At 34.5% G+C, this 26,377-nt stretch carries 25 protein-coding genes, 1 pseudogene and 1 riboswitch; of the genes and pseudogenes, 3 read left to right on the plus strand and 23 right to left on the minus strand.

What is annotated here, in order from left to right; genetic code table 11:
• Window positions 1–8: 8 nt before the first annotated feature.
• From priA to J7E16_RS03120, 15 genes are all read right to left on the minus strand, one after another.
• A complete protein-coding gene (gene priA, locus J7E16_RS03050; RefSeq protein WP_214888519.1) occupies window positions 9–2,423 on the minus strand; it encodes a primosomal protein N' in 2,415 nt (804 codons plus the stop codon).
• A gap of 14 nt (window positions 2,424–2,437) precedes the next feature.
• Complete coding sequence (gene coaBC / locus J7E16_RS03055) at window positions 2,438–3,643, minus strand: bifunctional phosphopantothenoylcysteine decarboxylase/phosphopantothenate--cysteine ligase CoaBC (protein ID WP_214888522.1); 1,206 nt, start codon at window positions 3,641–3,643, stop codon at window positions 2,438–2,440.
• Window positions 3,644–3,834: 191 nt separating this feature from the next.
• The gene (gene rpoZ / locus J7E16_RS03060; RefSeq protein WP_034548466.1) at window positions 3,835–4,050 is read right to left on the minus strand and encodes a DNA-directed RNA polymerase subunit omega; all 216 of its coding nucleotides are present in this window, start codon (window positions 4,048–4,050) and stop codon (window positions 3,835–3,837) included.
• Window positions 4,051–4,054: 4 nt separating this feature from the next.
• Window positions 4,055–4,669: a guanylate kinase gene (gene gmk / locus J7E16_RS03065; RefSeq protein ID WP_034548465.1), complete on the minus strand. Its 615-nt coding sequence runs from the start codon at window positions 4,667–4,669 to the stop codon at window positions 4,055–4,057.
• A 76-nt stretch (window positions 4,670–4,745) separates the two neighbouring features.
• On the minus strand, window positions 4,746–4,961 hold the full coding sequence (locus J7E16_RS03070; protein WP_034548463.1) for a YdbC family protein: 216 nt from the start codon (window positions 4,959–4,961) through the stop codon (window positions 4,746–4,748).
• A 222-nt stretch (window positions 4,962–5,183) separates the two neighbouring features.
• A complete protein-coding gene (locus tag J7E16_RS03075) occupies window positions 5,184–5,810 on the minus strand; it encodes a V-type ATP synthase subunit D (RefSeq protein WP_214888524.1) in 627 nt (208 codons plus the stop codon).
• Between the two features lie 6 nt (window positions 5,811–5,816).
• Window positions 5,817–7,193: a V-type ATP synthase subunit B gene (locus J7E16_RS03080; protein WP_214888525.1), complete on the minus strand. Its 1,377-nt coding sequence runs from the start codon at window positions 7,191–7,193 to the stop codon at window positions 5,817–5,819.
• The gene (locus J7E16_RS03085; RefSeq protein WP_214888526.1) at window positions 7,186–8,970 is read right to left on the minus strand and encodes a V-type ATP synthase subunit A; all 1,785 of its coding nucleotides are present in this window, start codon (window positions 8,968–8,970) and stop codon (window positions 7,186–7,188) included. Before J7E16_RS03085 ends, J7E16_RS03080 begins: the two co-directional genes overlap by 8 nt.
• Window positions 8,971–8,982: 12 nt before the next feature.
• Entirely contained in the window at window positions 8,983–9,294 is a 312-nt protein-coding gene (locus tag J7E16_RS03090; protein ID WP_214888527.1) for a V-type ATP synthase subunit F, read from the minus strand.
• Window positions 9,284–10,288, minus strand: coding sequence for a V-type ATP synthase subunit C (locus J7E16_RS03095; protein WP_214888528.1), 1,005 nt, complete (start codon window positions 10,286–10,288; stop codon window positions 9,284–9,286). Before J7E16_RS03095 ends, J7E16_RS03090 begins: the two co-directional genes overlap by 11 nt.
• A gap of 16 nt (window positions 10,289–10,304) precedes the next feature.
• Window positions 10,305–10,886: a V-type ATP synthase subunit E gene (locus tag J7E16_RS03100; RefSeq protein ID WP_214888529.1), complete on the minus strand. Its 582-nt coding sequence runs from the start codon at window positions 10,884–10,886 to the stop codon at window positions 10,305–10,307.
• A 49-nt stretch (window positions 10,887–10,935) separates the two neighbouring features.
• A complete protein-coding gene (locus J7E16_RS03105; RefSeq protein ID WP_034548454.1) occupies window positions 10,936–11,412 on the minus strand; it encodes a V-type ATP synthase subunit K in 477 nt (158 codons plus the stop codon).
• Window positions 11,413–11,443: 31 nt separating this feature from the next.
• The gene (locus J7E16_RS03110; RefSeq protein WP_214888531.1) at window positions 11,444–13,405 is read right to left on the minus strand and encodes a V-type ATP synthase subunit I; all 1,962 of its coding nucleotides are present in this window, start codon (window positions 13,403–13,405) and stop codon (window positions 11,444–11,446) included.
• On the minus strand, window positions 13,392–13,718 hold the full coding sequence (locus tag J7E16_RS03115) for a hypothetical protein (RefSeq protein ID WP_214888533.1): 327 nt from the start codon (window positions 13,716–13,718) through the stop codon (window positions 13,392–13,394). Before J7E16_RS03115 ends, J7E16_RS03110 begins: the two co-directional genes overlap by 14 nt.
• A 334-nt stretch (window positions 13,719–14,052) precedes the next feature.
• On the minus strand, window positions 14,053–14,922 hold the full coding sequence (locus J7E16_RS03120; protein ID WP_214888535.1) for a DegV family protein: 870 nt from the start codon (window positions 14,920–14,922) through the stop codon (window positions 14,053–14,055).
• A 157-nt stretch (window positions 14,923–15,079) separates the two neighbouring features.
• Between J7E16_RS03120 and J7E16_RS03125 the strand changes: the two genes are divergently transcribed.
• Window positions 15,080–15,406, plus strand: a complete 327-nt coding sequence (locus J7E16_RS03125) for a hypothetical protein (RefSeq protein ID WP_214888538.1) — start codon at window positions 15,080–15,082, stop codon at window positions 15,404–15,406.
• A 149-nt stretch (window positions 15,407–15,555) separates the two neighbouring features.
• On the opposite strand, the gene J7E16_RS03130 is transcribed toward J7E16_RS03125, so the two are convergent.
• The 8 genes from J7E16_RS03130 to J7E16_RS03165 all read right to left on the minus strand — a co-directional run bounded on the left by J7E16_RS03130 (window position 15,556) and on the right by J7E16_RS03165 (window position 22,901).
• Complete coding sequence (locus J7E16_RS03130; protein ID WP_285439365.1) at window positions 15,556–16,224, minus strand: ABC transporter permease; 669 nt, start codon at window positions 16,222–16,224, stop codon at window positions 15,556–15,558.
• 5 nt (window positions 16,225–16,229) lie between these two features.
• Window positions 16,230–17,174, minus strand: coding sequence for an osmoprotectant ABC transporter substrate-binding protein (locus tag J7E16_RS03135; protein ID WP_214888541.1), 945 nt, complete (start codon window positions 17,172–17,174; stop codon window positions 16,230–16,232).
• 13 nt (window positions 17,175–17,187) lie between these two features.
• On the minus strand, window positions 17,188–17,823 hold the full coding sequence (locus tag J7E16_RS03140) for an ABC transporter permease (RefSeq protein WP_214888544.1): 636 nt from the start codon (window positions 17,821–17,823) through the stop codon (window positions 17,188–17,190).
• Window positions 17,824–17,837: 14 nt separating this feature from the next.
• Entirely contained in the window at window positions 17,838–19,016 is a 1,179-nt protein-coding gene (locus J7E16_RS03145; protein WP_214888547.1) for a betaine/proline/choline family ABC transporter ATP-binding protein, read from the minus strand.
• Between the two features lie 227 nt (window positions 19,017–19,243).
• Window positions 19,244–20,695: a cardiolipin synthase gene (gene cls, locus J7E16_RS03150; RefSeq protein WP_214888550.1), complete on the minus strand. Its 1,452-nt coding sequence runs from the start codon at window positions 20,693–20,695 to the stop codon at window positions 19,244–19,246.
• A 164-nt stretch (window positions 20,696–20,859) separates the two neighbouring features.
• The gene (gene thiT / locus J7E16_RS03155) at window positions 20,860–21,420 is read right to left on the minus strand and encodes an energy-coupled thiamine transporter ThiT (RefSeq protein WP_214888554.1); all 561 of its coding nucleotides are present in this window, start codon (window positions 21,418–21,420) and stop codon (window positions 20,860–20,862) included.
• A 78-nt stretch (window positions 21,421–21,498) separates the two neighbouring features.
• Window positions 21,499–21,602, minus strand: a riboswitch (TPP riboswitch).
• A 93-nt stretch (window positions 21,603–21,695) separates the two neighbouring features.
• The gene (locus J7E16_RS03160; RefSeq protein ID WP_214888557.1) at window positions 21,696–22,181 is read right to left on the minus strand and encodes a GNAT family N-acetyltransferase; all 486 of its coding nucleotides are present in this window, start codon (window positions 22,179–22,181) and stop codon (window positions 21,696–21,698) included.
• A 54-nt stretch (window positions 22,182–22,235) separates the two neighbouring features.
• Entirely contained in the window at window positions 22,236–22,901 is a 666-nt protein-coding gene (locus tag J7E16_RS03165) for an HD domain-containing protein (protein WP_214888560.1), read from the minus strand.
• A gap of 448 nt (window positions 22,902–23,349) precedes the next feature.
• On the opposite strand from J7E16_RS03165, the gene J7E16_RS03170 reads away from it, so the two are divergent.
• Window positions 23,350–24,546, plus strand: a complete 1,197-nt coding sequence (locus J7E16_RS03170; protein WP_214888563.1) for a quaternary amine ABC transporter ATP-binding protein — start codon at window positions 23,350–23,352, stop codon at window positions 24,544–24,546.
• Window positions 24,539–26,344: pseudogene (locus J7E16_RS11380) on the plus strand (ABC transporter permease/substrate binding protein). The gene J7E16_RS03170 and the pseudogene J7E16_RS11380 overlap by 8 nt, the downstream one beginning before the upstream one ends.
• The last annotated feature ends 33 nt before the right edge of the window (window positions 26,345–26,377 follow it).

Genomic DNA, 26,377 nt, shown 5'->3' on the forward strand with positions numbered 1-26,377 from the left:
TTTACCAGTTAAATGAAATTCATCGGCTCAGAGTCGATCGCAATTTGCAAACCTTTAGCCATTTCTTTTTGAGATTCCATTAAAACCGTTTGTAAAACTGCTTTTAAATGTGGTTCACTCTTGTATTTAATGATTGTTTGATAATAATAGCGATTATTCATACGGGCAACCGCTTTTGGCGTTGGACCCAACATGATTGTTTCAGGCTGTAATTGTGGTTTAATGAATTGAACGATTTGTTGCATTTTTTTCGCTGCTGCAAGCTCTTCTTCGTGACTAGTCGTGATCAGAATCGTATAAAAATAAGGTGGGTAGTTTCCGCGACGCCTCATTGACATCTCTTTTTTGTAAAATGCGTCGTAATCGTGCTCTTTGGCCAACTGGATCGCATAATGTTCAGGATTAAAGGTCTGAACAATAACTTCACCGGTCAATTCAGCTCTCCCCGCACGTCCACTTACTTGTGTTAACAGCTGAAATGTCCGCTCACTGGCTCTAAAATCGGGCAAACCTAATCCTGTATCGGCATTCAGAACACCAACAAGTGTAATGTTTGGAAAATCTAACCCTTTTGCAATCATTTGTGTTCCTAATAAAATATCTGCTTCGCCATTTCCAAAAGCGTTTAGTAATTTTTCATGTGCCCCTTTTTTTCTTGTTGTATCAACATCCATTCGGATCACTTTTGCTTCTGGTATGACATCTTTTAGCTCTTCTTCGATTTTTTGTGTTCCAGTACCATAATACCGAATTTTATTTCCTTTGCAGCTTGGACAAGTATGCGGTATTTTTTCCTCATGACCACAATAATGGCATTTCATTGTCTTAGTATCCATGTGCAGTGTCAGTGAGATATCACAATTTGGACAAGGCAGAACAAATCCGCAATCCCGGCACATAACGAACGAAGAATAGCCACGTCGATTCAATAACAAAACGATTTGTTCTTTTTTTTCTATCCGATCACGAATTTTTTCTTGTAAAACAATTGAAAAACTACTGCGGTTTGCTTGTTTGACTTCTTCTCTCATGTCCACGATCTCAACAGCAGGTAATTCTTTTTTATTGACTCGAGTCGGCAATTCCAAAAGTGTATAGACTTTTTTTTGAGCTCTAGCACTTGATTCTAATGACGGCGTAGCACTCCCTAAAATGACTGGACAATGATGGTGATTCGCTCTCCAAATTGCTACATCTCTAGCATGATATCTAGGATTTTCATCTTGCTTATACGTTGCTTCATGTTCTTCATCAATAATGATAACTCCGATATTTTTAACCGGTGCAAAAATAGATGAACGGGCACCTACTACCACACGTGCTTCGCCACGTTCAATTTTTCGCCACTCATCATATTTTTCACCAACAGATAAACCACTGTGCAGTACGGCTACTTCTTCTCCGAATCGACCTTTAAAATGATTGACCATTTGAGGAGTCAAAGCTATTTCAGGCACCAACATTAAAGCACTTTTATTATTTTGAAGTGTTTGAGCAATGGTCTGTAAATAAATTTCAGTTTTACCGCTGCCAGTCACTCCCTTTAACAAGAATACTTCAGGTCGCTCCTCAGTTACGGCTTTCAAGATAGGAATTATCGCCTTTTCTTGTCCCTCATTCAGTTGGAAAGACACCGTCTGTTTAAAAGAATGATTTTTAAATGGATCACGATAAACTTCGACTTCATTAATCGATAACCACTCTTTCTTTTCGCCTACCCGAATATCTGATGCCGTAAGTTCCGTATTTGTAGTGAGTTCGCTCACACTAGTTGTTTGATCATTTAGCGACTGCAAAACTTCTAAAAGTAACCGTTGTTTAGGACCTCTTTTTCCTAAAGCGATTTTTTCATTTTCTAATTGTTCAAAGGATAAATTAGCTTTGAGCATTCTTTTCTTTTTGGTCTTTGCTTGATTTTTCACTTCATAAACGACTTCGACTGCATCTTTTTTCTTCAAATCAATGAGCTCAGGCAAGATAGCTTTCTCTTCAGCTTCATCCCAACTGATTTCATTTTTCCCTCTGAATAATTTAAAAAATAGGTCTTCAGGTATTTCATCGATCAATCGGATTTTTTTTTCGTATTTTGCTTTTAAAATAGCCGGCAACATTGTTTGGTAACATGTTATTTGAAAAGCGTAAGTCTTTTGAGCCATTGCTCTTCCTAACAACAGCATTTCTTCGTCAAGAACTGCCGTTAGATCCATTAAGCCCGTAATAGTCTTTAACTCGCCTTCATAATCTGTTGAGTGAGTAATCTCTACAACAAAGCCTTGGACTTGTCTTGTTCCCTTACCAAAAGGAACTGCCACACGCATTCCTTGAACAATATCTTGCTCGAATTCTTCTGGAACACGATAATCATAAGGCTTGTTCGTTTGCATTGTTGGAACATCCACAATTACTTTAGCAATTGAAACCACTCATTCTCACACCTTTATTTTTTCATTTTAGTAAGCGCAATTGCTAAAATTTCTTCGGCTATTGCTTGTTTACTGTTTACTGTTAATTCAATTGGTTCTTCATCCATCATAAAAATAGATACTTCATTTGTATCTTTATTAAACCCTGCATTTGGTTTAGACACATCATTAGCTACGATCATATCAGCTTTTTTCTTTATCAGCTTACCCTTAGCATATTCTTGAATATTATGCGTTTCAGCAGCGAAACCAATTAAAAATTGATCCTTTTTCTGACTGCCTAGAGTAGCTAATATATCGGTATTTTTCACTAATCGAAGAACCATTTCTTGTTCATTTTTCTTGATTTTTTTATTTGAAATATGACTTGGTCGATAATCTGATACAGCAGCGGCCATAATAACGATTGCGGCTTTTTCAAACTCAGCATTTACAGCTTGATGCATTTGTTCAGCCGTTTCAACGGATACTAAAGTCACCCCATAAGGTGTCTTTAGTACCTTAGAAGTAGAAATCAAGTAAACTTCTGCTCCTAAATTGCGTGCAGCAACTGCTAAACTGTATCCCATTTTACCTGAAGAATCATTTGTAATATATCGAACAGGATCGATTCTTTCTTTTGTTCCACCTGCTGTTATTACGACTTTTTGATTTTTTAATGGTAAATTCTTTTCTAAGTTCAATAAAAAACCTTGGATCGTATCAATGATCTCACTTGGATCAGGAAAGCGGCCCTTCCCTTCATATCCCTCAGCTAAAAAACCAGTATCAGGTTCCATGATGAAATGTCCATCATTTTCTAACACTTGAATATTCCTTATAGTTGCTGCATTTTCAAGCATATGCTGATTCATAGTAGGAACAATAAAAATAGGTGCTGTCGTAGCCAATAACGCAGTAGAAACAAAATTATCGGCAATACCATTGGCTATTTTAGCTAGACTATTGGCTGTGGCTGGTGCCACAATTGCTAAGTCTGACCAATCTGCTAAATAGATATGACTGACTTTATCTCCTTCGCGTTCATCAAATGTATCAATATAGACATGGTGTTTACTTAGTATTTGAAATGTCAGCGGTGTAACAAATTCTGTTGCAGACTTTGTCATTGCTACTTTTACTGTAGCTCCTGCTTTTATTAAGCGTCTTACCAAATCAGCAGCTTTATAGACTGCGATTCCTCCGGTAACATACACAACTACTTTTTTCCCTTTTAACAACTGGCATCCCTCCTGATAGAGCCTCGAAATTAGTGCTGTTTCTCTTCTTTAATATTTTACTAGAAATAGGAGCATTTGTCTTAACTATCCTATAATTCTTAGTATTAAACCATTCTACTTCATTACTTTTCAACACAAAAGTGCTTCAAAGTAAGAGATTTCTTACTTTGAAGCACTTTTAATTGGCTATTTTATTCTTCTGGTCCGACAGTTGATGGATCAATAACTAAATCGCCATTATTAATTTCTTCTAAAGCACGTCCAACATTTTTGTGTGACTGGTATTTTTCTAACATTGGCATAGAACCTCCATCAAGTTCATGTGCTCTTTTACTTGCTAGTGTGACCAATGAATATTTGGACTCAATTTTTTCTAATAAACTATCAATAGATGGTTCTAACATCATGATTTTACAGCTCCTCAATCATTTTTTTATAACGTTGTATAACGCGTGAAACTTTTAAGTGCTCACTTTCAATAATTTGCTTTATTTTTCTTACAGCATTTTCAACTTTATCATTTTCAACCGCATAGTCATAATAACGCATTAAATCAATTTCTTCAATTGCTTTTGCCATACGTTGTTCGATTATAGCCATTTCGTCTGTTCCACGACCAATGATGCGTGATTTTAGTTCTTTTAAATCTGGTGGTGTTAAAAAGATAAATATTCCTTCAGGCATTTTTTCACGAACTTGAAGAGCTCCTTGAACTTCTATTTCTAAAAATACGTCTTTACCGCTTTGTAACGTTTTTTCAACATATCCAAGAGGAGTCCCATAGTAGTTTCCTACATATTCAGCATATTCTAATAATCCTCCACTTTCAATCAAAGCTTCAAATTCTTCTTTGGTACTGAAAAAGTAATCTATTCCATCTCTTTCGCCTACTCTTTTTTTTCGAGTTGTCATTGAAATTGAATAATCAAAATCATTGTCGTCACTCTCAAATATTGCCTGTCTTACTGTCCCTTTTCCTACTCCAGATGGTCCAGAAAGAACAATTAAAAGTCCCCGTTCAGTCATGTCAAAATCCTTCCTATCATCAAAATATTCAAAATATTCCTTACCCATTAACCAGATTCAACAAATTTCATTTTGTTTAAGCATTTAAAAATTGTTTAAAAACAGCTAATTCTTCATTTGTTAATGTAACACCTTTTCCCATTTTCTCATGGTCAGGACTCCAGTCACGAATGTCGAATTTAGGGGAATTTTCATTCCAACGCACTAAATTTAATTCTTTGCGCCAACCTTTAGCGTTCTCAGAAAGGACAGCTAATTCTTCCACGATCTCAAATGAAAATTTTTGACCCATTATAGACACCTCAACAATCTAAATTGCTTCTCTTTTTTATCTGTTAAAGATAACTTATTCTCCAGTTTAGCATAAAATTTCATTTTCTTACAGTTTTTTATTTCTCAGATATTTACTTTTATCCTTTTCTATCTTCTTTTCAAGCTATACCAATTTATCTTCCACCAAAAAAACGTTGAACCAAGAATTCTATCCTTGATCCAACGTCTATTTTTCACTTTCTTAACCCATATCCTTAACTTTCATTAAACGAGTGATTGCTGCTCTTTCACTTTCATCTAATTTCATTTGTATGAAATAAATGGTTTCTTCATAACGAGGAATCGTCATATATTCAAGAGCATTAACTCGACGACGAGTCTTTTCTATTTCATTAGCCATTAATTGACATGTTTTTTCTATTTCAGATAATTCTAATAGTTGCACCATTACATCCGACATTTGCTCAATTGATGTATCTAACTCACTGTTAGAGTTTAAGTAGCCATAGAATATTTCGTCTGATTCTTCATCATCCGCGTAGTTAAAATTCATTACTGGTACTTTTACACTCATAATGTTTTTTTCATAAAGATCAAGACTGACACTTCTAGGTGGGATAACTATTAATTCTTCAATAAATTTTTCATTCAATAACGCTTTTGCCATAACAAAAGACTGCATAGCTTTTGTCAACTTTTCTTCAACTTCTGTACGTAAATCATTATTTTTTCGAATGAGTAAGATGAATTGTCTCATCAGTTCATCTTGCTTATCCTTTAATAATTTGTGTCCCCGGGTTGCTGTACTTAGTCTAGCTTTTAATGTCGCTAGTTCCATCCTTGTAGGGTTGACATTTAATTTCACCATTTAGACTTACTCCCCTTTCGGCAGGTATTCGTCTAACATATCGTCTTTAATTCGTTTCAATTCAGTTCTTGGCAGAATAGATAGTAATTCCCATCCTAGATCCAGAGTCTCATCAATTGTACGATTTGTATAGTTCCCTTGGTTTACGTATTCTTTTTCAAAGCGATTCGCAAATTCTGCAAACATTTTATCTTCTTCTGATAATGCTGAATCTCCTAGAACAACCGCCAATTCTTTAGCTTGTTTTCCTTGGGCATAAGCAGCGAATAATTGATTCATCGTAGCGGCATGATCTTTTCTTGTTTTGCCTTCACCAGTTCCTTTGTCTTTTAGACGAGAAAGAGATTGCAATGCATCAATTGGAGGTTGAACACCACTATTGTATAAATCACGTGACAATATTATTTGACCTTCCGTGATATACCCAGTTAAATCAGGAATTGGATGTGTTTTATCATCTTCCGGCATTGTTAAAATAGGAATTTGTGTGACTGATCCTTTTCCTCCTACTAAACGACCAGCGCGTTCATATAAGGTAGCCAAGTTTGTATATAGGTATCCTGGGTAACCACGACGACCTGGAACTTCACGTCTGGCTGCTGAAATTTCACGCAATGCTTCACAATAATTTGTCATATCAGTCATGATAACTAATACGTGCATGTCTTTTTCATAGGCCAAATATTCAGCTGCAGTCAATGCCATTTTAGGTGTTGCGATTCTTTCAATAGCTGGATCATCTGCTAAATTAACGAACATAACAGAACGGTCGATAGCTCCTGTTTTACGGAAGTCTTCCATAAAGAACTCAGCTTCTTCAAAAGTGATCCCAATAGCTGCAAATACAACAGCAAACTTTTCATCAGAATTTTTAACAGTAGCTTGTCGAGCAATTTGTGCGGCTAATTCTTTGTGTGGCAGACCAGAACCTGAAAATACTGGTAACTTTTGTCCACGAACCAATGTATTCAAGTGATCAATAGAAGAAATACCCGTTTGGATAAATTCATCTGGATAGTCACGTGCCATAGGATTGATTGCTTCACCATTGATGTCCAATGTTTTTTCAGGAATCAATTCTGGACCGCCATCATTCACGCGTCCCATTCCATCAAAAACACGTCCAACCATATCTTCAGAAACATCTAAAGATAAAGGTCTTCCAAGAAAACGAACTTTAGTATCTTGCAAGTTGATTCCACTTGATCCCTCAAAAATTTGAACCATCGCTTTATCGCCATTGATTTCAAGAACTTGTCCACGTCTTTTTTCACCATTTTGCATTTGTATTTCAACTAACTCATCGAACTTAACACCTTCTACGCCTTCAACAGCCATCAAGGGTCCTACGACTTCATTTATTGTACGATATTCTTTAAGCATTTGTTTCCATACCTCCTTCTGAAACAACTTCATGAACAGCCTCTTTGATGTCATTTCTTAACACTTCAAATTTAGCAATTTGATCTTCAGGGAAGTATTTAGATTTAGCAATTTGCTCACGAGCAGCTGCCGTGCCCTTTTTGATTTCAGCGAAATAAGCACCAAGTTCCATACCAGCTCGTGCTTCATCTTCAAAACTCAAGATAGTGGCCAACATTTCGTATTGTTTTTCTCTTGATGTATAAGTATCTACATCATCAAAAGCATTCTGTTGCAGAAAATCTTCACGAATCATTTTAGCCGTTTCTAATTTCAAACGGTCTTTTTCTGATAAAGAATCTACCCCAACTAGTCGAACAATTTCTTCTAATTCAGATTCGTCTTGCAGAAGTAATTTTGTTCTTGTAACCATACTTGACCAATCTTTACCTAAAAGATTTCCAATATATTCATTCAATTCATTAGAATATAGTGAATAAGACGTTAGCCAATCAATAGATGGAAAATGACGTTTTTGAGCTAACAAATTATCTAAACTCCAGAATACTTTTACTACTCGTAATGTATTTTGTGTTACTGGTTCAGATGTATCTCCTCCAGGAGGGGATACTGCTCCAATAGCTGTTATACTGCCTTCACGACCTTCTGAACCTAAAGTGATCACTTTACCTGCACGTTCATAATATTCTGCAATACGACTACCTAGGTATGCTGGATAACCTTCATCCCCTGGCATTTCTTCTAAACGACCAGACATTTCACGTAAAGCTTCTGCCCAACGAGAAGTCGAGTCCGCCATAATAGCTACACTGTAACCCATATCTCGGAAATATTCGGCAATGGTGATACCTGTATAAATCGAAGCTTCACGAGCCGCAACAGGCATATTAGAAGTATTAGCAATCAAAATAGTTCTTTCCATGATAGATTCACCCGTATTAGGATCAATTAGTTCTGGAAATTCATTGATTACGTCAGTCATTTCATTTCCACGTTCGCCGCAACCTACATAAACAACTAAGTCAACATCGGCCCATTTAGCGATTTGGTGTTGAACAACTGTTTTACCTGCACCAAAAGGACCTGGTACAGCTGCTGATCCTCCTTTAGCTACTGGAAATAGTGTATCAATAACACGTTGTCCTGTTACCATTGGCTCAACTGGATTTAATTTTTTAGCAGTTGGACGACCTTGTCGAACAGGCCATTTTTGCATCATATTGAATTCTTTTACGCCTTCATCCGTTTCAATACTATAAATAGTATCATGGATAGTAAATTGACCTTGTTCAATTGTTTTTATCGTTCCTTCGATACCATGTGGAACCATGATTTTATGAGAAATAACCTTAGTCTCTGGAACAGAACCTACGATATCGCCTGTAGAAACTTTTTGTCCAATTTTAACAGTTGGTGTAAACTCCCATTTTTTTGAACGATCTAATGGTTCGATATTTACTCCTCTAACTAAATAGTTACTTTCTGTCTTTTCCATAAATTTATCTAAAGGACGTTGAATCCCATCAAACATTTGTGCGATCATTCCGGGTGCTAATTCAACAGATAACGCATCTCCTGTAGTTTCAACTGGTTCTCCGGGTCCAATCATGGATGTTTCTTCATAAACTTGAATAGAGGCTACATTGCCGCGCATTTCAATAATTTCGCCGATTAAGCCTAGTTTTCCGACTTTACAAATATCTTGAATATTTGCTTCTTCCATTCCTTCAGCAGTAACTAAAGGACCAGAAACACTAACGATTCTTCCTATTTTCAAACTCGTAACCTCCTATAAAATATTTTGTCCAACCGCTTTTTCAACATTTTCTTGAATACGGTTTTTACCGATATCTAGTGACCCCAAATGATTTGGAATCAGTATGATAGCGGGTGAAATCACTTCATCGTATCGTTTTATAGTATCTGGAATCAATTTACCTAATGGTTCCGTCAAATAGATAACACCATAATTTTCTGATGCTAAACGATCGACCGTTTTTCTAGCTTCTTTAGCTTCAGATGCGAAAAAGACATCAAAACCTAATATTTTAAATGGTAGGATAGAATCTTTATCTCCGACCACACCGATTTTATGAGACATAGTTTATTCGCATCCTTTCTCTAATAGCTGAAATTGGAAGATTATTCTCTTTGCCAACTAAAATCAGTCTTAAATTTTTCACTTCATTTTCTTTAGCATAGAGATAAGCGATAATTGGTAATGGTCCAAAAACTTCAAGTTTAGCAGCTTTTATTAGATCAATAAAAGCGTTATCCGTTTCTAAATCTATTTTTTCAGGCGACAATTCATTTGTTTGACCATTGATTGACGCTAGAATAATAGTTTTATATTTAGATTCGGCAAGTTTTTTTCCTGCATTAACTAAATCATCTGATCCTATTTGGACAAGTTGATCTTTCGGTATCGTTCCTGAGCTAGATAGAATGGTTGTTAAAAAATTACGCGTTCTTTTCTGACGGATAGCTCTTGTTAAAGTAGATAAATTATTCATATCAATATAAAAAGTTACTATATCTAAAATTTTAGCATCGTTTATCTTTTCTGCAATATGTCTTAAATGAGTAAAGTAACGGCGATCAAGAATGATATCGATAGATTGACTATTTCTATACTCCTCATAATCATCCGTTGCCTCTTTTATACTGATTAAATAATCTTCATCCAAATCATTCGATCTTTTCGTTTCAATAGCTTGTCTTAATACTGAAATAGGTTCTTTACCAATATTTATAAGCAATGATTCAAAATTTTCTCCGGTGACTTTTTCTTTCAATAAAACTTTCAAATTATGATAAGAATAGCGCAATGAAAACAACTCAATTAAATCATGATTAGGAGTAATTTTAAATAAATCAGTATAGACAGACTGCAACTCATTCATCAAAAGCGTATCGTAATTTTTAGTCTCCTTTAACTCTTCAACATCATTTCGGTAAGGAGTATCTTTTAACAAATTTACCGCTTCTTCAAAATTACTTGCTTGTAGCATCCGTTCATATTGATCATTTCTAAGGAGACTGCTCTCATATACACGAACACGTGTATTTGCGCCAACAAAGTCTGTTGATTCCATTATTTCCTCTCCTTTTTTAATCAAATAATTTTTTTGAAACTGATGAAACAAGTTGGCCTTTAATGTCTTTGATCAATTCATCAAATAAATAATTGTATTGTATTCCATCTTTTTTAAGTATAAAGCCATTCTTTTTAGAGATGAATTCAGTTGAAGATTGAACATTAGCTACTTTTTTAGCTGTATTATTGATCCAGTCAGTTGATACTTTATCTAACGAATTTTGACCTAATATCAATTCGATAGATTTACTATCTTTATGCTGTTGTAAAACCCTCAATAAAAATTGTTGGAATTCTGAGTCTGTCCATTGATTCATTTGTTCTTCAGCTTCATTAAAGACAGTTTTCAACACTTTTTGTTTTGCAGAAAGCATTTGATCTCTCTTATTGATTTGAAGCGTATACTTATCTTGTTCAAATTGTCTTGCCAAACGAGAATCGATTAAACTTAATTGTTTTGTTTTTTCTGCAGCTAATTTATTAGCTGCTTCTGTATGCATTTCCACTTTTTCAGCTTCGGCTTTTTTTATTTTATCTTGCACTTCAGCTTTTTTATTTTCAATTAAACGATCTGTTAATAATTTCAAATCTGACATTTTCCCGCCTCCATTCTTTCTCTTTTTAATATAAATGGAATAGTTTTTATTAAGCGTTAAATATCATTAAGAATGAAATAACGAAACCTAAGATTGCATACGTTTCAACCATCGCTGCAAATACGATCCCTTTAGTAGCATGTTCTGGTCTTTTTGCTAAAATTTGGATACCTGCAGCTGCTACGCGCCCTTGAGCTATACCAGAAGTTAGTCCTGTAAAAGCAATTGGTAATGAAGCCATAAACATGTACATACCTTCAGCCAAACTAGTATCAAATCCAGTGTTTAAATAGATTAAGAAGGCAATAACAAATCCATATAATCCTTGTGTACCTGGTAGTAGCATCAAAATTAAAGATTGACCAAATTTTTCTGGTTGTTCAGTTGTTAAAGCTGCTGCTGCTTCACCAGCGATACCGACACCTTTAGCTGACCCTGTTCCTGCAAATAATGTAGCAAAAGCAACACCTAAAGCTGCAAATACTATTCCACCGTTTTCACTAAAAAAAGTTACCCAATTTTCCATTATAAAATTCCTCCATTAACATTCATTTTTTTTATTTGTTGGTTCTATTTTTTAAATATATATGTTTTTCAAAAGTTTTAAAAGGACTTAACGCTCTTCCTCCTCCTTCGTAAAATTTACCGAAGAATTCAACATATTGAAGTCTTATTGTATGAATATATGCACTTAAATACGTTAAGAAAATGTTTAATGCGTGTAAGACAATAAATAATAAGGCACCGATCGTGAATTTTAATCCTGTTGGGAAAATATCTACAATAGAATTAAATGCTACCGCAATACTCCCACCGGAAACCCCTAGAGCCATCAAACGTGTATAACTTACTATATCTCCAATGTAATTAGTTGCACCATAAATATTGTAAAGGCCTAAACCAAAACCTGCTGCTTTATTATCTGATGCCAACATAGTCATCAATATAATTCCAATGACATTTGCAATGATTACAACATAAGAGATCGTTTGTATAAGTTCATTATTCCATAACGCCATGTTGATCACTAAAAGACCAACTCCTAATAGAATAAGAGCCCATGCTGTCCCATCAATATAACTGGCTGCTCTTTGTTGTTTACGCCATTTTATACCACCATTTAAAATCAATCCATAAATCAATTGGATAAATCCAAATACTACAGATAAGATTAAGATAGTGATTACATCATTCGTAATAGACAACAATTGGAATGGCAGGGTGTACCCGAAGAAACTTCCGTAAACGACTCCCCAAACAATTACTGAATAAGATAAATAATGAAAGAGTTGCATAAAGATTTTCATACTCTTATCAAGCTTGAATAATTTAGATGCGGCTAAAGTTACAACCCAAAGCAAGATTCCATAACCTAAATCTGCACTCATCATTCCAAAAAAGACAAAATAAAAAGGCATCATAAATGGCGTAGGATCTACATCATCGTATTTTGGCATACTGTACATTTCTGTAATACTTTCAAAAGGTTTAACCAATTTATTATTCTTTAAAACGACGGGCACTTTAGCGTAGTCCCTAAATTTAATTTCATCTGCAATAACAACGTAACTTTCTTTCCCAACATGTTCGTCTAAAAGGCTATTCAATTCAGGAATTCGTTCCTCTTCTAACCAGCCGTTTAAAATAAACAAGTCATTACCATTTAACAAAAGGGTTTTTCCAATTTCTCTTTCAACTAGATTATAATAGTATTCCTCGCCTAGTTGCAGCTCTCTTGCTTTTTCTTTAAATGTTTTTATTGTATCTTTTGATTCATTTTCCTCTTTTTGAATATTCTTCATTTCTTTAAGCGCCGTCTTCAATTCATCTTGAGACGCCATCTTATATGGATAAACGAGTCTTGACAATTGAAATTGTTCAAAAACTTCTTCCATTAAAGATTCTAAATTTGACGGTACTAAAATTAAATAGGAAGCTTCATCTTTATAATGAAATATCTTTTTTAAATAGCTGTTTTCGACTGCTTCGACTGCTTCTTCAAAATCTTCAACATTACCAGAAGCTATGCTTCCAACAGTCCCTGACATTAGATGAAATGATTTTAAATCATTAGGATTAAAATTCATATTCTGCCATTTTCGAAGAAATTCTTCTTTTTCATTGAGATTTTTTTTCATCTGATCTAGTTCGACCAGTCTTTTTTCTGTTTTTTCTAACTCAACGATTGTTTGATCAAGATTAGAATCAGCGACATGCTTTTCAAGTTCTTCGAGAGTATACTCTTCACGACCTTTTTTCAACTTTTCAATCATGCCTGGTTTAGCGATATGTTGGTTCAAAAAAAGTAATGCTCCTTGGATTTCCTTCAACTTTTCTTCATAAACAGCACGTTTTTTAGGTGCTGTATCCGTTGAATAATAATCAAGAAGTTCAGGTTCTTCTAAAGTAGATAATTCAACCAATTCAAGTTTTTGCAATTCTTGTACTGCTTTTAATACAGAATCTTTATTTCCTTGTTCAGCTAAAAGTGTCATTTGTTTCATTTTAGCTATTGCCATAGTGAGTGCTTACCTCCTTTACAATATGATCAACAACACTGTTTTGTTTATTTTCTACCGATTTAAGCATCGCTTCTATTTCAATAGATAATTCTTGATCAACTGCTTGCTTTTCTTTTGCTAAACGATCACGATAAATAGCTTGTTGACTAGCTTCATAATCGTATAATTCTTGTTGCATATTTTGATCATTTTCTTTGATTTTTTCTTGAATGGACTGATTGATTTCTCGAATTTTTTTTTCTCCATCAGTTTCAATTTTTCGGGCTCTTTCTTCTGCTTCTTTTACATATTCAATTGCTTCCAAACTCATCTTTACACCCCCTTAAAATACAAAAAAAGCATCGCTTAAGAAATCCTCTTCTCACCCCTTGAAGAAAATATCCTTGAAAGCAAATGCCCCAACCATTTTTTTATTTAACTACGCTTAATCTAACATAGCTTTCTCTTATTGTCAAATTATAAACTCTTAAAAATCAACGTTTAGAGCGTTTTTTCAATAAAATAATTGTTCTGTTAGCAGCATTTACATAATGAAGAAATCTTAACATTATACGCAGATCAATAAAAAAAGTAACAACTACTTTCATTAATATATCGACAAGTTATTTTACTTATTAAGGCTTTGCTAAATTAAAAAATACCGTTTATTTTCTTACTTCGCCGAATGAGAACAGCGCAACTGATCCAAATCCAGTATGTGTCGCAATCGTTGGACCATATGGATGTATTTGTATATCTTTCACCTTGATTTTTGATTCAATCTCTTTTTTGATCCATTCAGCTTCTTCTGGAACGCCGACATGGCCAATAAAAATGGTCTGACTTTCCGGATCCACTATACCCTCAACTGTCTTATTAATTAAATAGTGTAATGATTTTTTTCTGCCTCTAACTTTAGCGGACGGAACTAAGCCCCCTTTTTCATTCATAACTATGATGGGCTTAACATTCAAAACACTTCCAAGAGTTGCAGAAACTGAAGATATTCTCCCACTGCGTTCAAGATGCCTAATATCATCGACTGTTACCCATGAATGAAGTTTCATTTTATTGTCTTCTAACCAATTTACAACTTGTTCTAAAGACTGACCTTCTTTTTTTCTATTTACAGCTTCATATACTAGGAGCCCTTCCCCCAAGCAAGCTGCTTTACTGTCAACAATGGTTATGTTTACTTGTTCGTATGTTTCTTTCAATATTTCTACAGCTGCTAAAGCGTTATTGTAAGAGCCGCTTAAACCTGAAGATAACCCTAAAAATATAATGGGTTGTCCTTTAACAACATACTTTTTGAATACTTCTATAAATGTCCCAATGTTGACTTGGGAACTAGTAGCCTTTGCACCGTTTTTTAAAGCCTCAAAAAAAGCATCTCTGTCAAAAGTCTCTCCCATATCATCCACAAAATCTTTTCCATCAAGGTTGATCATTAAATTTATAATTTCAATATCATTATTTTTTATAAAAGCTAACGGTAGATCACAACATGAATCTGCAATAATTTTATAATCCATTACTAAACCTCCTTTTTTATAAATCTATATATTCTTACTTTTTATTATGCCATTTTTTCAGAAAAATAGAAACTTTTAAAAAATAATTAAACAACTTGCTTTGTTGAACGTTTGTTCGTATAATATAATTATCAAACAAACGTTCGGAGGAATACAGATGAAAAAAAACACTTTAGAAGAGCAAGTTCATCCCTTTAACTTTTTACAAAAAAAATTCTTTTTATCTACTACGACTGATGAAATAGCTTTTTTGCCACAAATGCCCAGAGAGCAGATTAGTTTTTTTTTAACTCAAGCTTTTACTAAAAAGAAGAAAATTATTTTACAATTGAATCAACTAAAAAATCAAGCTCGTTTAACTGAATCCACTGGTTATATTAGATGTGCCCCTTTTAAAAGATCGCAAATCGTCTTAGAGGATCCTCTTACTCATATGACTTACCTTATTCTTCCTAGTGATATAAGACATATTCGATTGCCCTAAATTAATTTTCGTTTACACTTTTAATCGTTTCTTCAATTTAAAAATAGACAAAAAAACTCCCCTTACGTCAATTAAATCTAAAATCATTTAATTTAACCTAAAGGAGAGCTTTTTAATTATCCTACTTATTTTTTCGGTTACTTAAGGTATCATGTTAATATTCTTTTATTTTTTGTTGGGTCCAGTTTTTTCTCGATCCAACCTAATATCAGATCACTGATTACTGCCATTAAAGCTGCAGGGATAGCGCCCGCAAGGATAATGGCTCCTCCATCAGTTACATTTACTCCTCTGGTGATAATATCACCTAGACCTCCAGCACCAATAAAGGTTCCGATTGCCGTTACTCCAATGCCGACTACCATAGCATTACGGATTCCAGCCATAATAACAGACAAGGCTAAAGGAAGTTCAACCATATAGGTTAACTGCCATTTTGTCATACCCATCCCTTTACCTGAATCTAAAATATTTTTATCTACGTTTTTAACTCCTGCGTAGGTGTTTTTAATGATTGGCAATAATGAATATAAAAATACTGTTGTAATAACCGTATTCACACCTAAACCCAGACCCAACATTAAGATAGATAACATCGCTAATGAAGGAATGGTTTGGATCACATTAGCTGCTCCAATTACCCAGTCTGCTAATTTTCCATGGCGAGAAATCCAGAAACCAAGAGGAACACCAATAATCCCAGCAAAAAGCACACCATAAATCGATATCAAAAAGTGGCGAATAAATTGGCTCCATATATATAACCCATTTTCAGAAAAATAGAAAATTAATTGTTCCCATATATTCATTTGTGCCATATCCATTACTGTGTGCCTCCTTCTTCATTTACTTCGACAGCTTCAAAATAATTATTTTCTTTCAAGAAATCATCGGCTACAACTTTAGGTTCGATTAAATTATTATCTGAAATATAGTTTAATTCTTGCATCTTTTCATTTGTTATAGAATTTTGTAATTTCAATAATACTTCATTTAATTCAGGATAAGCTTCTAACACTTCAAAAGTCGCAAGTGGGCTGGCATCATAAGGAGGAAATAATTGCTTATCATCTTCCAAAACAATCAGGTCGTAACTTTTAATACGTCCATCCGTTGAATAGCCTAACACAACATCCATTTCTTCAGCTTGTAATGCATTGTAAACCAACCCAATTTGCATAGGATATACACGTTTAAAATCAAAATCATACGTCTTTAAAAACGCATTATAACCGTCCCCTTCACGTTGGATCCAAGAAGTATCTACTCCGGCATCTAATTCACCAGCTATTTTTTCCAGATCACTAATTGTAACTAAGTCATGTTCATCTGCAAGTTCTTTTGTCACCATAAAAGCATACGTATTCGCAAAACCATATGTTGGAAACCATTTTTGATCAAACTCAGCAGCAAATCCATCTACAACTAAATTTAATGCTTTTTCAGGATCAGTAACCGGACTTTCTCCTAATTCACCTGTCAAAGAAGTTCCTGTATATTTTATAGCAGCTACATTAGCATCTCCACCTATCAAAGCTTGATGGTTTAAAGAAGATGATCCCAGATTATTTACGATTTGAGCGTCTATATCGATATAATGTTCAGCCATCCCTTCAACAATATAACCTAGGATCTGTTGTTCTGTAGTTGAACCACCGGTAATCGTTATCCCTTCTTCATTAAACCCACCACCTAGACCAGGTAATGAACAACTGCTTAATACTATTGCTGTCATAAAAAGGGCAGCAATTTTTTGAATTTTATTCATAGCTGAAGCCCTCCTATTCATTTCCTTGCATCATTCTAGGTGTTACTTTTTTTTCTAGTTTTCCTAGTCCAAAATCTGTTAACAATGCAAGCATAGTCACCGGAATAGTTCCACCGATAATTAGACTAGGGATAAAAAGATTTAATCCATTAAAGATGAAATCGCCTAACCCCCCAGCACCAATAAAAGATGCTAAAGCTGCCCAAGATATTACATAAACACCGGATAACCGAATTCCTGCCATAATAACTGGTGCAGCTTGGGGCAGCTCAACACGACGAATCATCTGTAGATTGGTCATCCCCATTCCTTTGCCTGCGTCTTTTAAATTAACATCTACTCCGTTCATGCCTATGTAAGTATTTCTCAAAATAGGCAATAATGAATAGATAAACAATGCAGCGATTGCCGGTACCTTCCCAATTCCAAATATAGGGATCATTAGAGCCAACAACGCTAAAGAGGGAACAGTTTGTAGGATAGTAGCTACACCAATAATAAATTTAGCGCTTTTTTCAAACCGCGTTAATGCTATTCCTAAAGGGACAGCTGCGATAACACCTAATATCAATGCAAATGCTGAAATATAAAAATGTTCCCATGTCTTCAGGAGCAAATCAGAGCCATTTGCTGCAAAAAATTCAGCCATTATTTTTTCCTCCTCTATTCATTAAGTTTTTCAGGAGTGGTTGCTTCGAAAAGACTGCCATTTGCCAGTTCTTCTTCTTCGCCCCATATAGTATCATAAACAACATCCACCAATGATGCACGAGTGACCAAACCTATTAAACGATTTTTATCATCTACAACTGCAATATTTTTAAAGCCGCGCTTTAGTATTTTTTGAACTGTATCTCTTAACAGGGTTCCTTCTCGAACAAAGTAAACTTTTTCTACCATAATATCCCCTACGCATGTAGCTCGTTTGCGGTTACGATCAATTCTTTCAATATCTACATATCCTTTTAAGACACCTGAATCGTCCGTAACAAATAATGAATCGACCCGTTTATCTCGCATTAAGCGAATAGCCTCTGAAATAGATTTCCCAGGGGTTACTGAGATTGGATTTTTTATCATAACTTGATCTACAGTTTGTATATTTGATCTAGCTTGGATCAACCGATCTTCTCCAATAAAATCTTCTACAAATTGATTAGCCGGCTCAGCCAATATGTTATCAGGAGTATCGAATTGCACCACACGTCCCTCTTGCATAATCACAATACGATCAGCTAATTTTAAGGCTTCGTCCATATCATGAGTAACAAAAATAAACGTTTTTCCCATCTCTTTTTGCAGCTCTTTTACTAGTTCTTGCAAAGCATCTCTAGTGATAGGATCTAGTGCTCCAAATGGTTCATCCATCAGAATAATATCTTGATCGGCTGCTAAGGCACGAATAACGCCAATTCTTTGTTGTTGACCTCCTGAAAGTTCCGCTGGATAGCGTGACAAAAACTCTTTTGGCAAATCTACTTTTGCAAGCAACCGTTCAGCAGCTTCACGTTGCTTCTCTTCTGGCCATTTTAATAATTTAGGAACAATGACAATATTATCATAGATCGTCATGTGTGGCATTAGACCGATTTGTTGAATAACATAACCTATTTTCCGTCTCAAGCGAACAGGGTCTTTCTCCATAATATCTTCCCCATCAATTAAGATTTGACCTGAAGTTGGTTCGATCATTCTGTTTATCATACGCATCGAAGTTGTTTTTCCACTTCCGCTTGTACCGATGAAAACAATAAACTCTCCATCGTTAAATATAAGGTTGATATTATCGACGGCTTTTTTTCCATTTTTATATACTTTGGAAACATTTTTAAATTCTATCAATCCGTTCACCTCATTATATAATTTCTTTATAATTTCTTTTTTTTGACTGTAATTAATTTTATTATCTCAAATATATTTGATCTATTCAAATTTGATGATTTTTTATCAGTTTTTCTCCTAAAAAAGAGATCTGAACAAGGGGGAGTTGTTCAAATCTCGCTTAAAGTATCGAATTGTAAGTAAAAAATCAAATTAGGCTATTTTTCTATGGCTATTTCATTAGATTTTTACAATATTGGAGAAAATAATCGTGAAAAAGTTTGCTTTAATTTTAACCATTTAGACTGATTATCCAGTATCTCCTGCGTTAACAAGTAACTTTTCTTCATATCTTCGTAGAAAAATTTTTGTTGTTCTTGTGCAACTTTACAATCATAAATAAATACATTCACTTCAAAATTTAGTTTAAAACTTCGAATATCAAAATTTGCTGTACCAATTGAACAAATATCTCCATCAACAACCACTGTTTTAGAATGTAAAAATCCATTGTCATAAATATAAACTTCTGCTCCAACGGCGACCATTGCTGCTGCATAATACATTGTTGCACGATAAATAAACGGGTGATCTGGTTTATTCGGTATCATAATTTTTACGTCGATACCAGACATAACTGCAATTTGGATCGATTCTATTACTGAATCATCAGGAACAAAATAAGGCGTTTGAATAAAAACAGATTCCTTAGCCATACTGATCATTTTGATATAGCCTTTTTTGATTTGTTCAACGTCCGAATCAGGTCCACTCGAAACAACTTGAACATTTGAGTGTCCTTTTTTATCGATCAAAGGAAAGTAGTTCTCTGCATATTCCAATTTATGCTTAGGAACAGCTGCATTCCAATCCATTAAAAAGCGACTCTGAAGAGCTAATACCGAATTACCTTGTATTTTTAAATGAGTATCTCTCCAGTAGCCGAATTTCTTATATTCGCCTAAGTATTCATCTCCCACATTGAAACCACCAGTATACCCAATTTTTCCATCAATAATCACGATTTTACGGTGATTACGATAGTTAAATCGCAAATTAATGATTGGAAGTTTTGATCCAAAAAATGGTTCAGCTTTTCCACCCAATTTTTTCAATGGTTTAAAAAAGTTCGACTTTAGTGATCGAGAGCCTAATGCATCATAAATGACTAAAACATCGACTCCTGCTGCTGCTCTTTCTTCTAACGCTTTAAGGACACGGTTGCCTATCTTATCATTATGGATAATATAATAAATCATATGGATATGGTGTTCAGCTTTAGAAATATCTTCAATCAGAGACTCAAATTTTTTGGCTCCATCAGTAAATAATTCTACTTTATTTCCTTTAGTTAAGATAGATTCATCGCTTTCTAAAAATAAACTAGCCATCTCTTTTGCATTTTCAGTAGCTTGTTTAGCAGACAATAGCTCTTCATCCTCTGCCAGCATATCTTTTTGAGCTTGAACAAGCTCTGGCATTCCAATGTTCTCTTGGGATTTGATATCGAATATTTTTTCACGGGTCAATTTTTTACCTACAAACAGATAAAAAATAAACCCAATCCCTGGCAATAGAAGCAATACAAGCAACCATGCCCAAGTAGCCGCAATATCTCGTTTTTCACGAAATACCGTAATAACAGCAAATATGGTATTTAAAATGAAAAAGCCTGAAAATATGTATATTAGTATGTTCATTGCGTTATTCCTCTCAAACTTCGTTATCGTCTAATCTTACTACTTCACTTTTCTTTTAGCTACTAGAAATTAGCCATTCATCAGACATGCTTTATTAAAAAAGAGATCAGAACTAGTGTCTAATCCCCTTAATAAAAGTATTTAAGTAAATTTATAATTATTTTTTATTTTTTCAAAAATAAAGTTGGCGTAGTTTTAGCTATGATAACTAATACTATACTTGTTGCGATCCCAGTGGCTAGTGCACTTCCTCCATTCGCAATAAAAGAGTACCATATCGGGTTCATGCCTTCTGGAGCATAGCTTCCCCAAAAATAATAACCCGCAACGAAATGCCAGAAAAAACGAGCAATTGTACCAATAATTGTTCCTATTACAATAAATTGATACTGTTTGATCCTATTATTGTTTTCGAAGGCACTATACAAGGGCCTTTTGACGACAGCTGCAAACCCAACAAATGCAAAGGCAATAAAATATTCTATAAATCCTTGCAATGGATGTAAAATACTAGCAGTCCCCATCAGAAAATGTAATATGCCCCAGAGAAATCCTGCTGACGACGCTGCCAAAAAGCCACGTCTAAAAGCAAATAACGTTAATGGGATCATTCCTAAAGAAACAGTAAAACCTGTTCCAATATTTGTTGGAATCATTGACAACACAATGGCTAAAGCAGCAAATATCGTTCCTTCTATCCAAACGCGTAATCGATCATTACTCAAAAAAAACTCCTCCTTAAATGTGTTGAACAGTGCCACACATCAAAGGAGGAGCTCGAATTATTATTTTACAAAACAATATTTCGTCCCCGTCACAATCCCTACGTTCGTACTAACGAACAGGTTCCAAGGGTTAGAATCAATTGATTCAATCTCAGCTTTTTAAGGCACCCCTTTGTGATGGTTGTTCATTCAATTTTCATTACACACATTATGATACGGTTATTGTTTAAAATTGTCAATCATCTCTTTAGCTTATTCTTATTCTATTTTTCAAATTAGTTTATTATGATTTTAGAATAGATAAACTTGTACCCATTTAACTCTTTTACTCTTTTTTTAGTATCCTTAAACCCTGATTTTAAATACATCATTTGTCCACCAATGTTATCATAATCAATCAATAAAATAACCTCATTAATAGAAGAGAAATGTTTTTTTATAAATTCAGGCAATTTTTCCATTGATAATTTTCCATAGCCTCTTTTTTGATAACGCTTATCAACTGAATGGTCTTTTAATAAAATTGCATGAGGATTTGAAGTATAGTTTAAAATGGATTCTCCTATTTGAAGAATAAAAAAACCCACCATTTTATCTTTATCTAAAATCAAAATCGGGTATTTTTTATATTCATGTAAACTTTCCGTCATCCCATCTATTGGTGTCACTGTATAAGGATTTTCTTCTATCACATAATTTTCTATCATAGGAATATCGCCTACAGTCGCCTCTATTAATATAAGTTCTTCTATTCCATTCATCAGTTGACCTCCCCTACCTCGTTATCTCAAATCAAGTTGATTTTTAACAGGACTTTACCTTTCTCCATCCCATTCAGCGTAAAATTCTCTCAAATAATCTTCCATATAAACATGCCTTTTTTCTGCTAGTTGTTCCCCAACAGTTGTATTCATTTCGTCTTTTAATCTTAATAATTTTTCATAAAAATGCATAATGGCAGTATCTTCGCCAGAACGATATTCTTCTATTGTAAGATGGTCACGTGCTTTTTTTGCTGGGTCATGAATCAAACGATTTTTTGACCCAGAATAGGCCATCGTTCGTGCAATCCCAATTGCGCCCATTGCATCTAGACGATCTGCATCTTGAACGATTTTCCCTTCTATAGAAAATAATACTACTTTATTTGTTCCACCCTTATAAGATAGATGAAGAATAATTTCCATTATTTGCTGAGTTTCTTCTTTTGTCAATCGATACTGTGATAGCCAATTTCTAACTTTCTTTTCTCCTTCAGCTTCTGTATCATTTAACTTCCCATCTGCTACATCATGCAAAAGAGCCGCCATTTCACAGACAAAGAGGTTTATGTCTTCTAGTTCGTTTTCAGCTATATTTTTAGCTAGCTTTCTGACACGATCGATATGCCACCAATCATGGCCACTAGCATCATCTTTTAACAGGTGATAGACATATTCTTCGGTATCCTTTATTATTATTTTCTGCACTTTTGTCAACATTGATCCTCTACCTCTTTTCTAACCTTTTAATTACATGAAATAAGTCTATCAATCTCACAAAAAAATCACAAGTTTTATCTTTAACTTCATACCTATCTTTTTTAAGGTAACTCATAAAAAGAGGAATGAAAACGTTTTTTTAAAAAAAGATTACTTTTTTATTAAATGCTCTAAGGTCTATTGCAAAGGCAAAAAAGGGCTACTAAAGCTTATTTTTGAAAATGGTTTTATTTTTTTTTTTATGACATTCGTGTTACACTTACACTTGTATCTAATTTAGAAATGTTTTTTTTAAGAATAATTGATGTTAATTTTTCTTAAAAAAGATTTTTTGAAAAACCACTTTTGACGGTGGTTTGCTAATCAATTTATGTTTCAATTCTATCTTAATCATTTTTGGTTAGTTAATTTGAGATTCATAAATAAAAAATGGGAAGGAGCTGTTATTTTGTCAAAAATAACTATTGAAAATGTAACAAAAGTTTTTGGTAAAAAAACAACGCAAGCCTTAGAACTGTTAGATCAACAGAAATCTAAGCAAGAAATATTTAAAGAAACTGGGGTCACTGTTGGAGTCGATGATGTTAGTTTTACGGTTGAAGAGGGTGAGATTTTTGTTATTATGGGATTATCCGGTAGTGGGAAATCAACTCTTGTTCGAATGTTCAATCGTCTGATTGATCCAACTAAAGGAAATATTTATATAGATAATGAAAACTTATCTACTATGGATAAGAAAGCATTGCGTCAAGTACGAAGAGAAAAAATGAGTATGGTTTTCCAAAATTTTGGTCTTTTCCCTCATCGGACTATTCTAGAAAATACCGAATACGGATTAGAAATTCAAGGTATGGAAAAAGCTGAAAGAGAACAAAAAGCTCAAAAAGCTTTAGATAATGCAGGATTAGGCGATTATAAAGATCAATTCCCTAATCAATTATCCGGTGGAATGCAGCAAAGAGTTGGATTAGCACGTGCTTTAGCTAATGATCCTGAAATTTTATTAATGGACGAAGCGTTCTCAGCATTAGATCCTTTGATACGTCGTGAAATGCAAGATGAATTAATCGAGCTTCAATCCAATGTTAAAAAAACCATTATCTTCATTACTCATGATTTAAATGAAGCTTTAAGAATAGGCGATAAAATTGCCTTAATGAAAGATGGATCAATTGTACAAATTGGTTCACCTGAAGAAATATTAACTCACCCTGCAAATGATTACGTTGAAAAATTCATTGAAGACGTTGATCGTTCTAAAGTATTGACAGCCGAAAATATTATGCAACGTCCAGAGACTTTAAATATTAAAAATCACGGACCACGCTTTGCACTAGAGCAAATGCGTAAACAAGGAATATCAAGTATGCTAGTTGTAGATAGTCACCGCACTCTTTTAGGCTATATCACAGCTGAAGATGCTTCAGCTGCTCGTAAGAAAAATATTGAAACAATTGATAGTATCCTTAAAGTTGATATCCCCACTGTTACTAGAACAACATCAATGAATGATATCTTTACAGTTATTCATGATTCAACTACACCAGTGGCAGTTGTCGATGAAGGTAAATTAGTTGGTATTATTGTCAGAGGTGCTGTAATAGCCGCTCTTGCAGGAGAAAGTGAGGTCCTTGAAAATGTCTAGTATATTAGATATCATCCCAGAATTACCCGTAGCAGACGGAGTTGAGAACCTTACAGTTTGGTTAACAGATACTTTTGCTTTCTTGTTTGATCCAATCCAAAAATATTCTGAAATTGCAATGGAATTTACAACAGAAACCTTATTATTAGTTCCTCCTATTTTGTTTATTTTGATTATTGCTGCGATTGCTTTCTTTGCTTCAAAGAAAACATTCGGATTAGCTACATTTTCAATAATTGGTCTTTGGTTCATTTATAATCAAGATCTTTGGTCAGACTTAATGAATACCTTGACTTTAGTCTTGGTTGCTAGTTTATTGTCTATTGTTATTGGCGTTCCATTTGGGATTTTGATGGCTAAAAGTAAAATTGCGAATGCAATTATTGCTCCTATTCTTGATTTCATGCAAACAATGCCTGCATTTGTCTATTTAATTCCGGCAGTTGCGTTCTTTGGTATTGGTATGGTCCCAGGAGTGTTCGCTTCTTTAATTTTTGCTATCCCACCCACTGTTCGTTTTACTAACCTTGGGATCAGACAAGTTTCATTTGAGCTAGTTGAAGCTGCTGAATCATTTGGTAGCACCGGCGCTCAAAAATTATTTAAAGTCGAACTGCCTTTAGCTAAATCAACTATTATGGCTGGTATCAACCAGACCGTTATGTTGGCTTTATCAATGGTCGTTATTGCTTCAATGATCGGGGCACCTGGTTTGGGTAGAGAAGTTCTTTCTTCCCTACAACGTGCTCAAGTCGGTACAGGTTTCGTATCTGGTTTAGGTTTAGTTGTCTTGGCGATCATCATTGATCGTCTGACACAAAAATTAAACAAAAAATAATTCGTTCTATTTAACAATCTTTTACTCGGAAATTTGATTTAATTATAAAGGAGAAATTTATCAATTATGAAAAAATTAAACTGGAAATATTTAAGTCTTACAGTAGGTTTAGGATTATCATTAGTTGCTGCAGGTTGCGCAACAGAAGAAACAACAGAAGATGAAGCTACAAACGTTGGTAAAGGACAAGAAATTGAATTAGCTTATGTAGAATGGGATACTGAAGTCGCTTCTACTAACGTTATCGGTAAAGTTTTAGAAAATTTAGGCTATAATGTAACATTGACACCATTAGATAACGCCGTCATGTGGCAAGCCGTAGCTAGTGGCAATGCTGATGCAATGGTAGCTGCTTGGCTGCCTGAAACTCATGGTCCTCAGCTTAATGAATATGGTGACCAAATGGTTAACCTAGGAGTGAACTTAGAAGGTGCAGTACTTGGTTTAGTTGTTCCTAAATATATGGATGCCGATTCTATCGCTGACCTTACTGATGAAGCTGAAAAGGGCATCACAGGTATCGAACCTGGTTCTGGTATCGTTGCTGCAACCCAAACAGCATTAGAAATTTACCCTAACTTGAGTGATTGGGAAATTAAAACTTCTTCATCTGGCGCGATGGCTATTGAGTTAGGCCAAGCTATAAAAAATGAAGAAGAAATTGTCATCACTGGTTGGTCTCCACATTGGATGTTTGCCACTTATGATTTGAAATATCTTGAAGATCCTGAAGGTGCATTTGGTGGAGAAGAAACAATCAATACTATGGCACGTGAGGGTTTAGAAGAAGATATGCCTGAAGCTTACCAAGTATTGGATCAATTTAACTGGACTTCTGAAGAAGTGGAAAGCCTTATGTTAGTTATTTCTGAAGGTGAAGATCCTGAAGATGCAGCAGAAACTTGGATTGAAGAAAATCCAGACCGTGTCGCTGAATGGACTGAAGGCGTAATAAAATAATCGTTTTATTCTATCTAAAATAATCTTACTAAA

Source organism: Carnobacterium sp. ISL-102 (assembly GCF_018612935.1).
In the GTDB taxonomy this organism is placed as follows: Bacteria; Bacillota; Bacilli; order Lactobacillales; family Carnobacteriaceae; genus Carnobacterium_B; species Carnobacterium_B alterfunditum.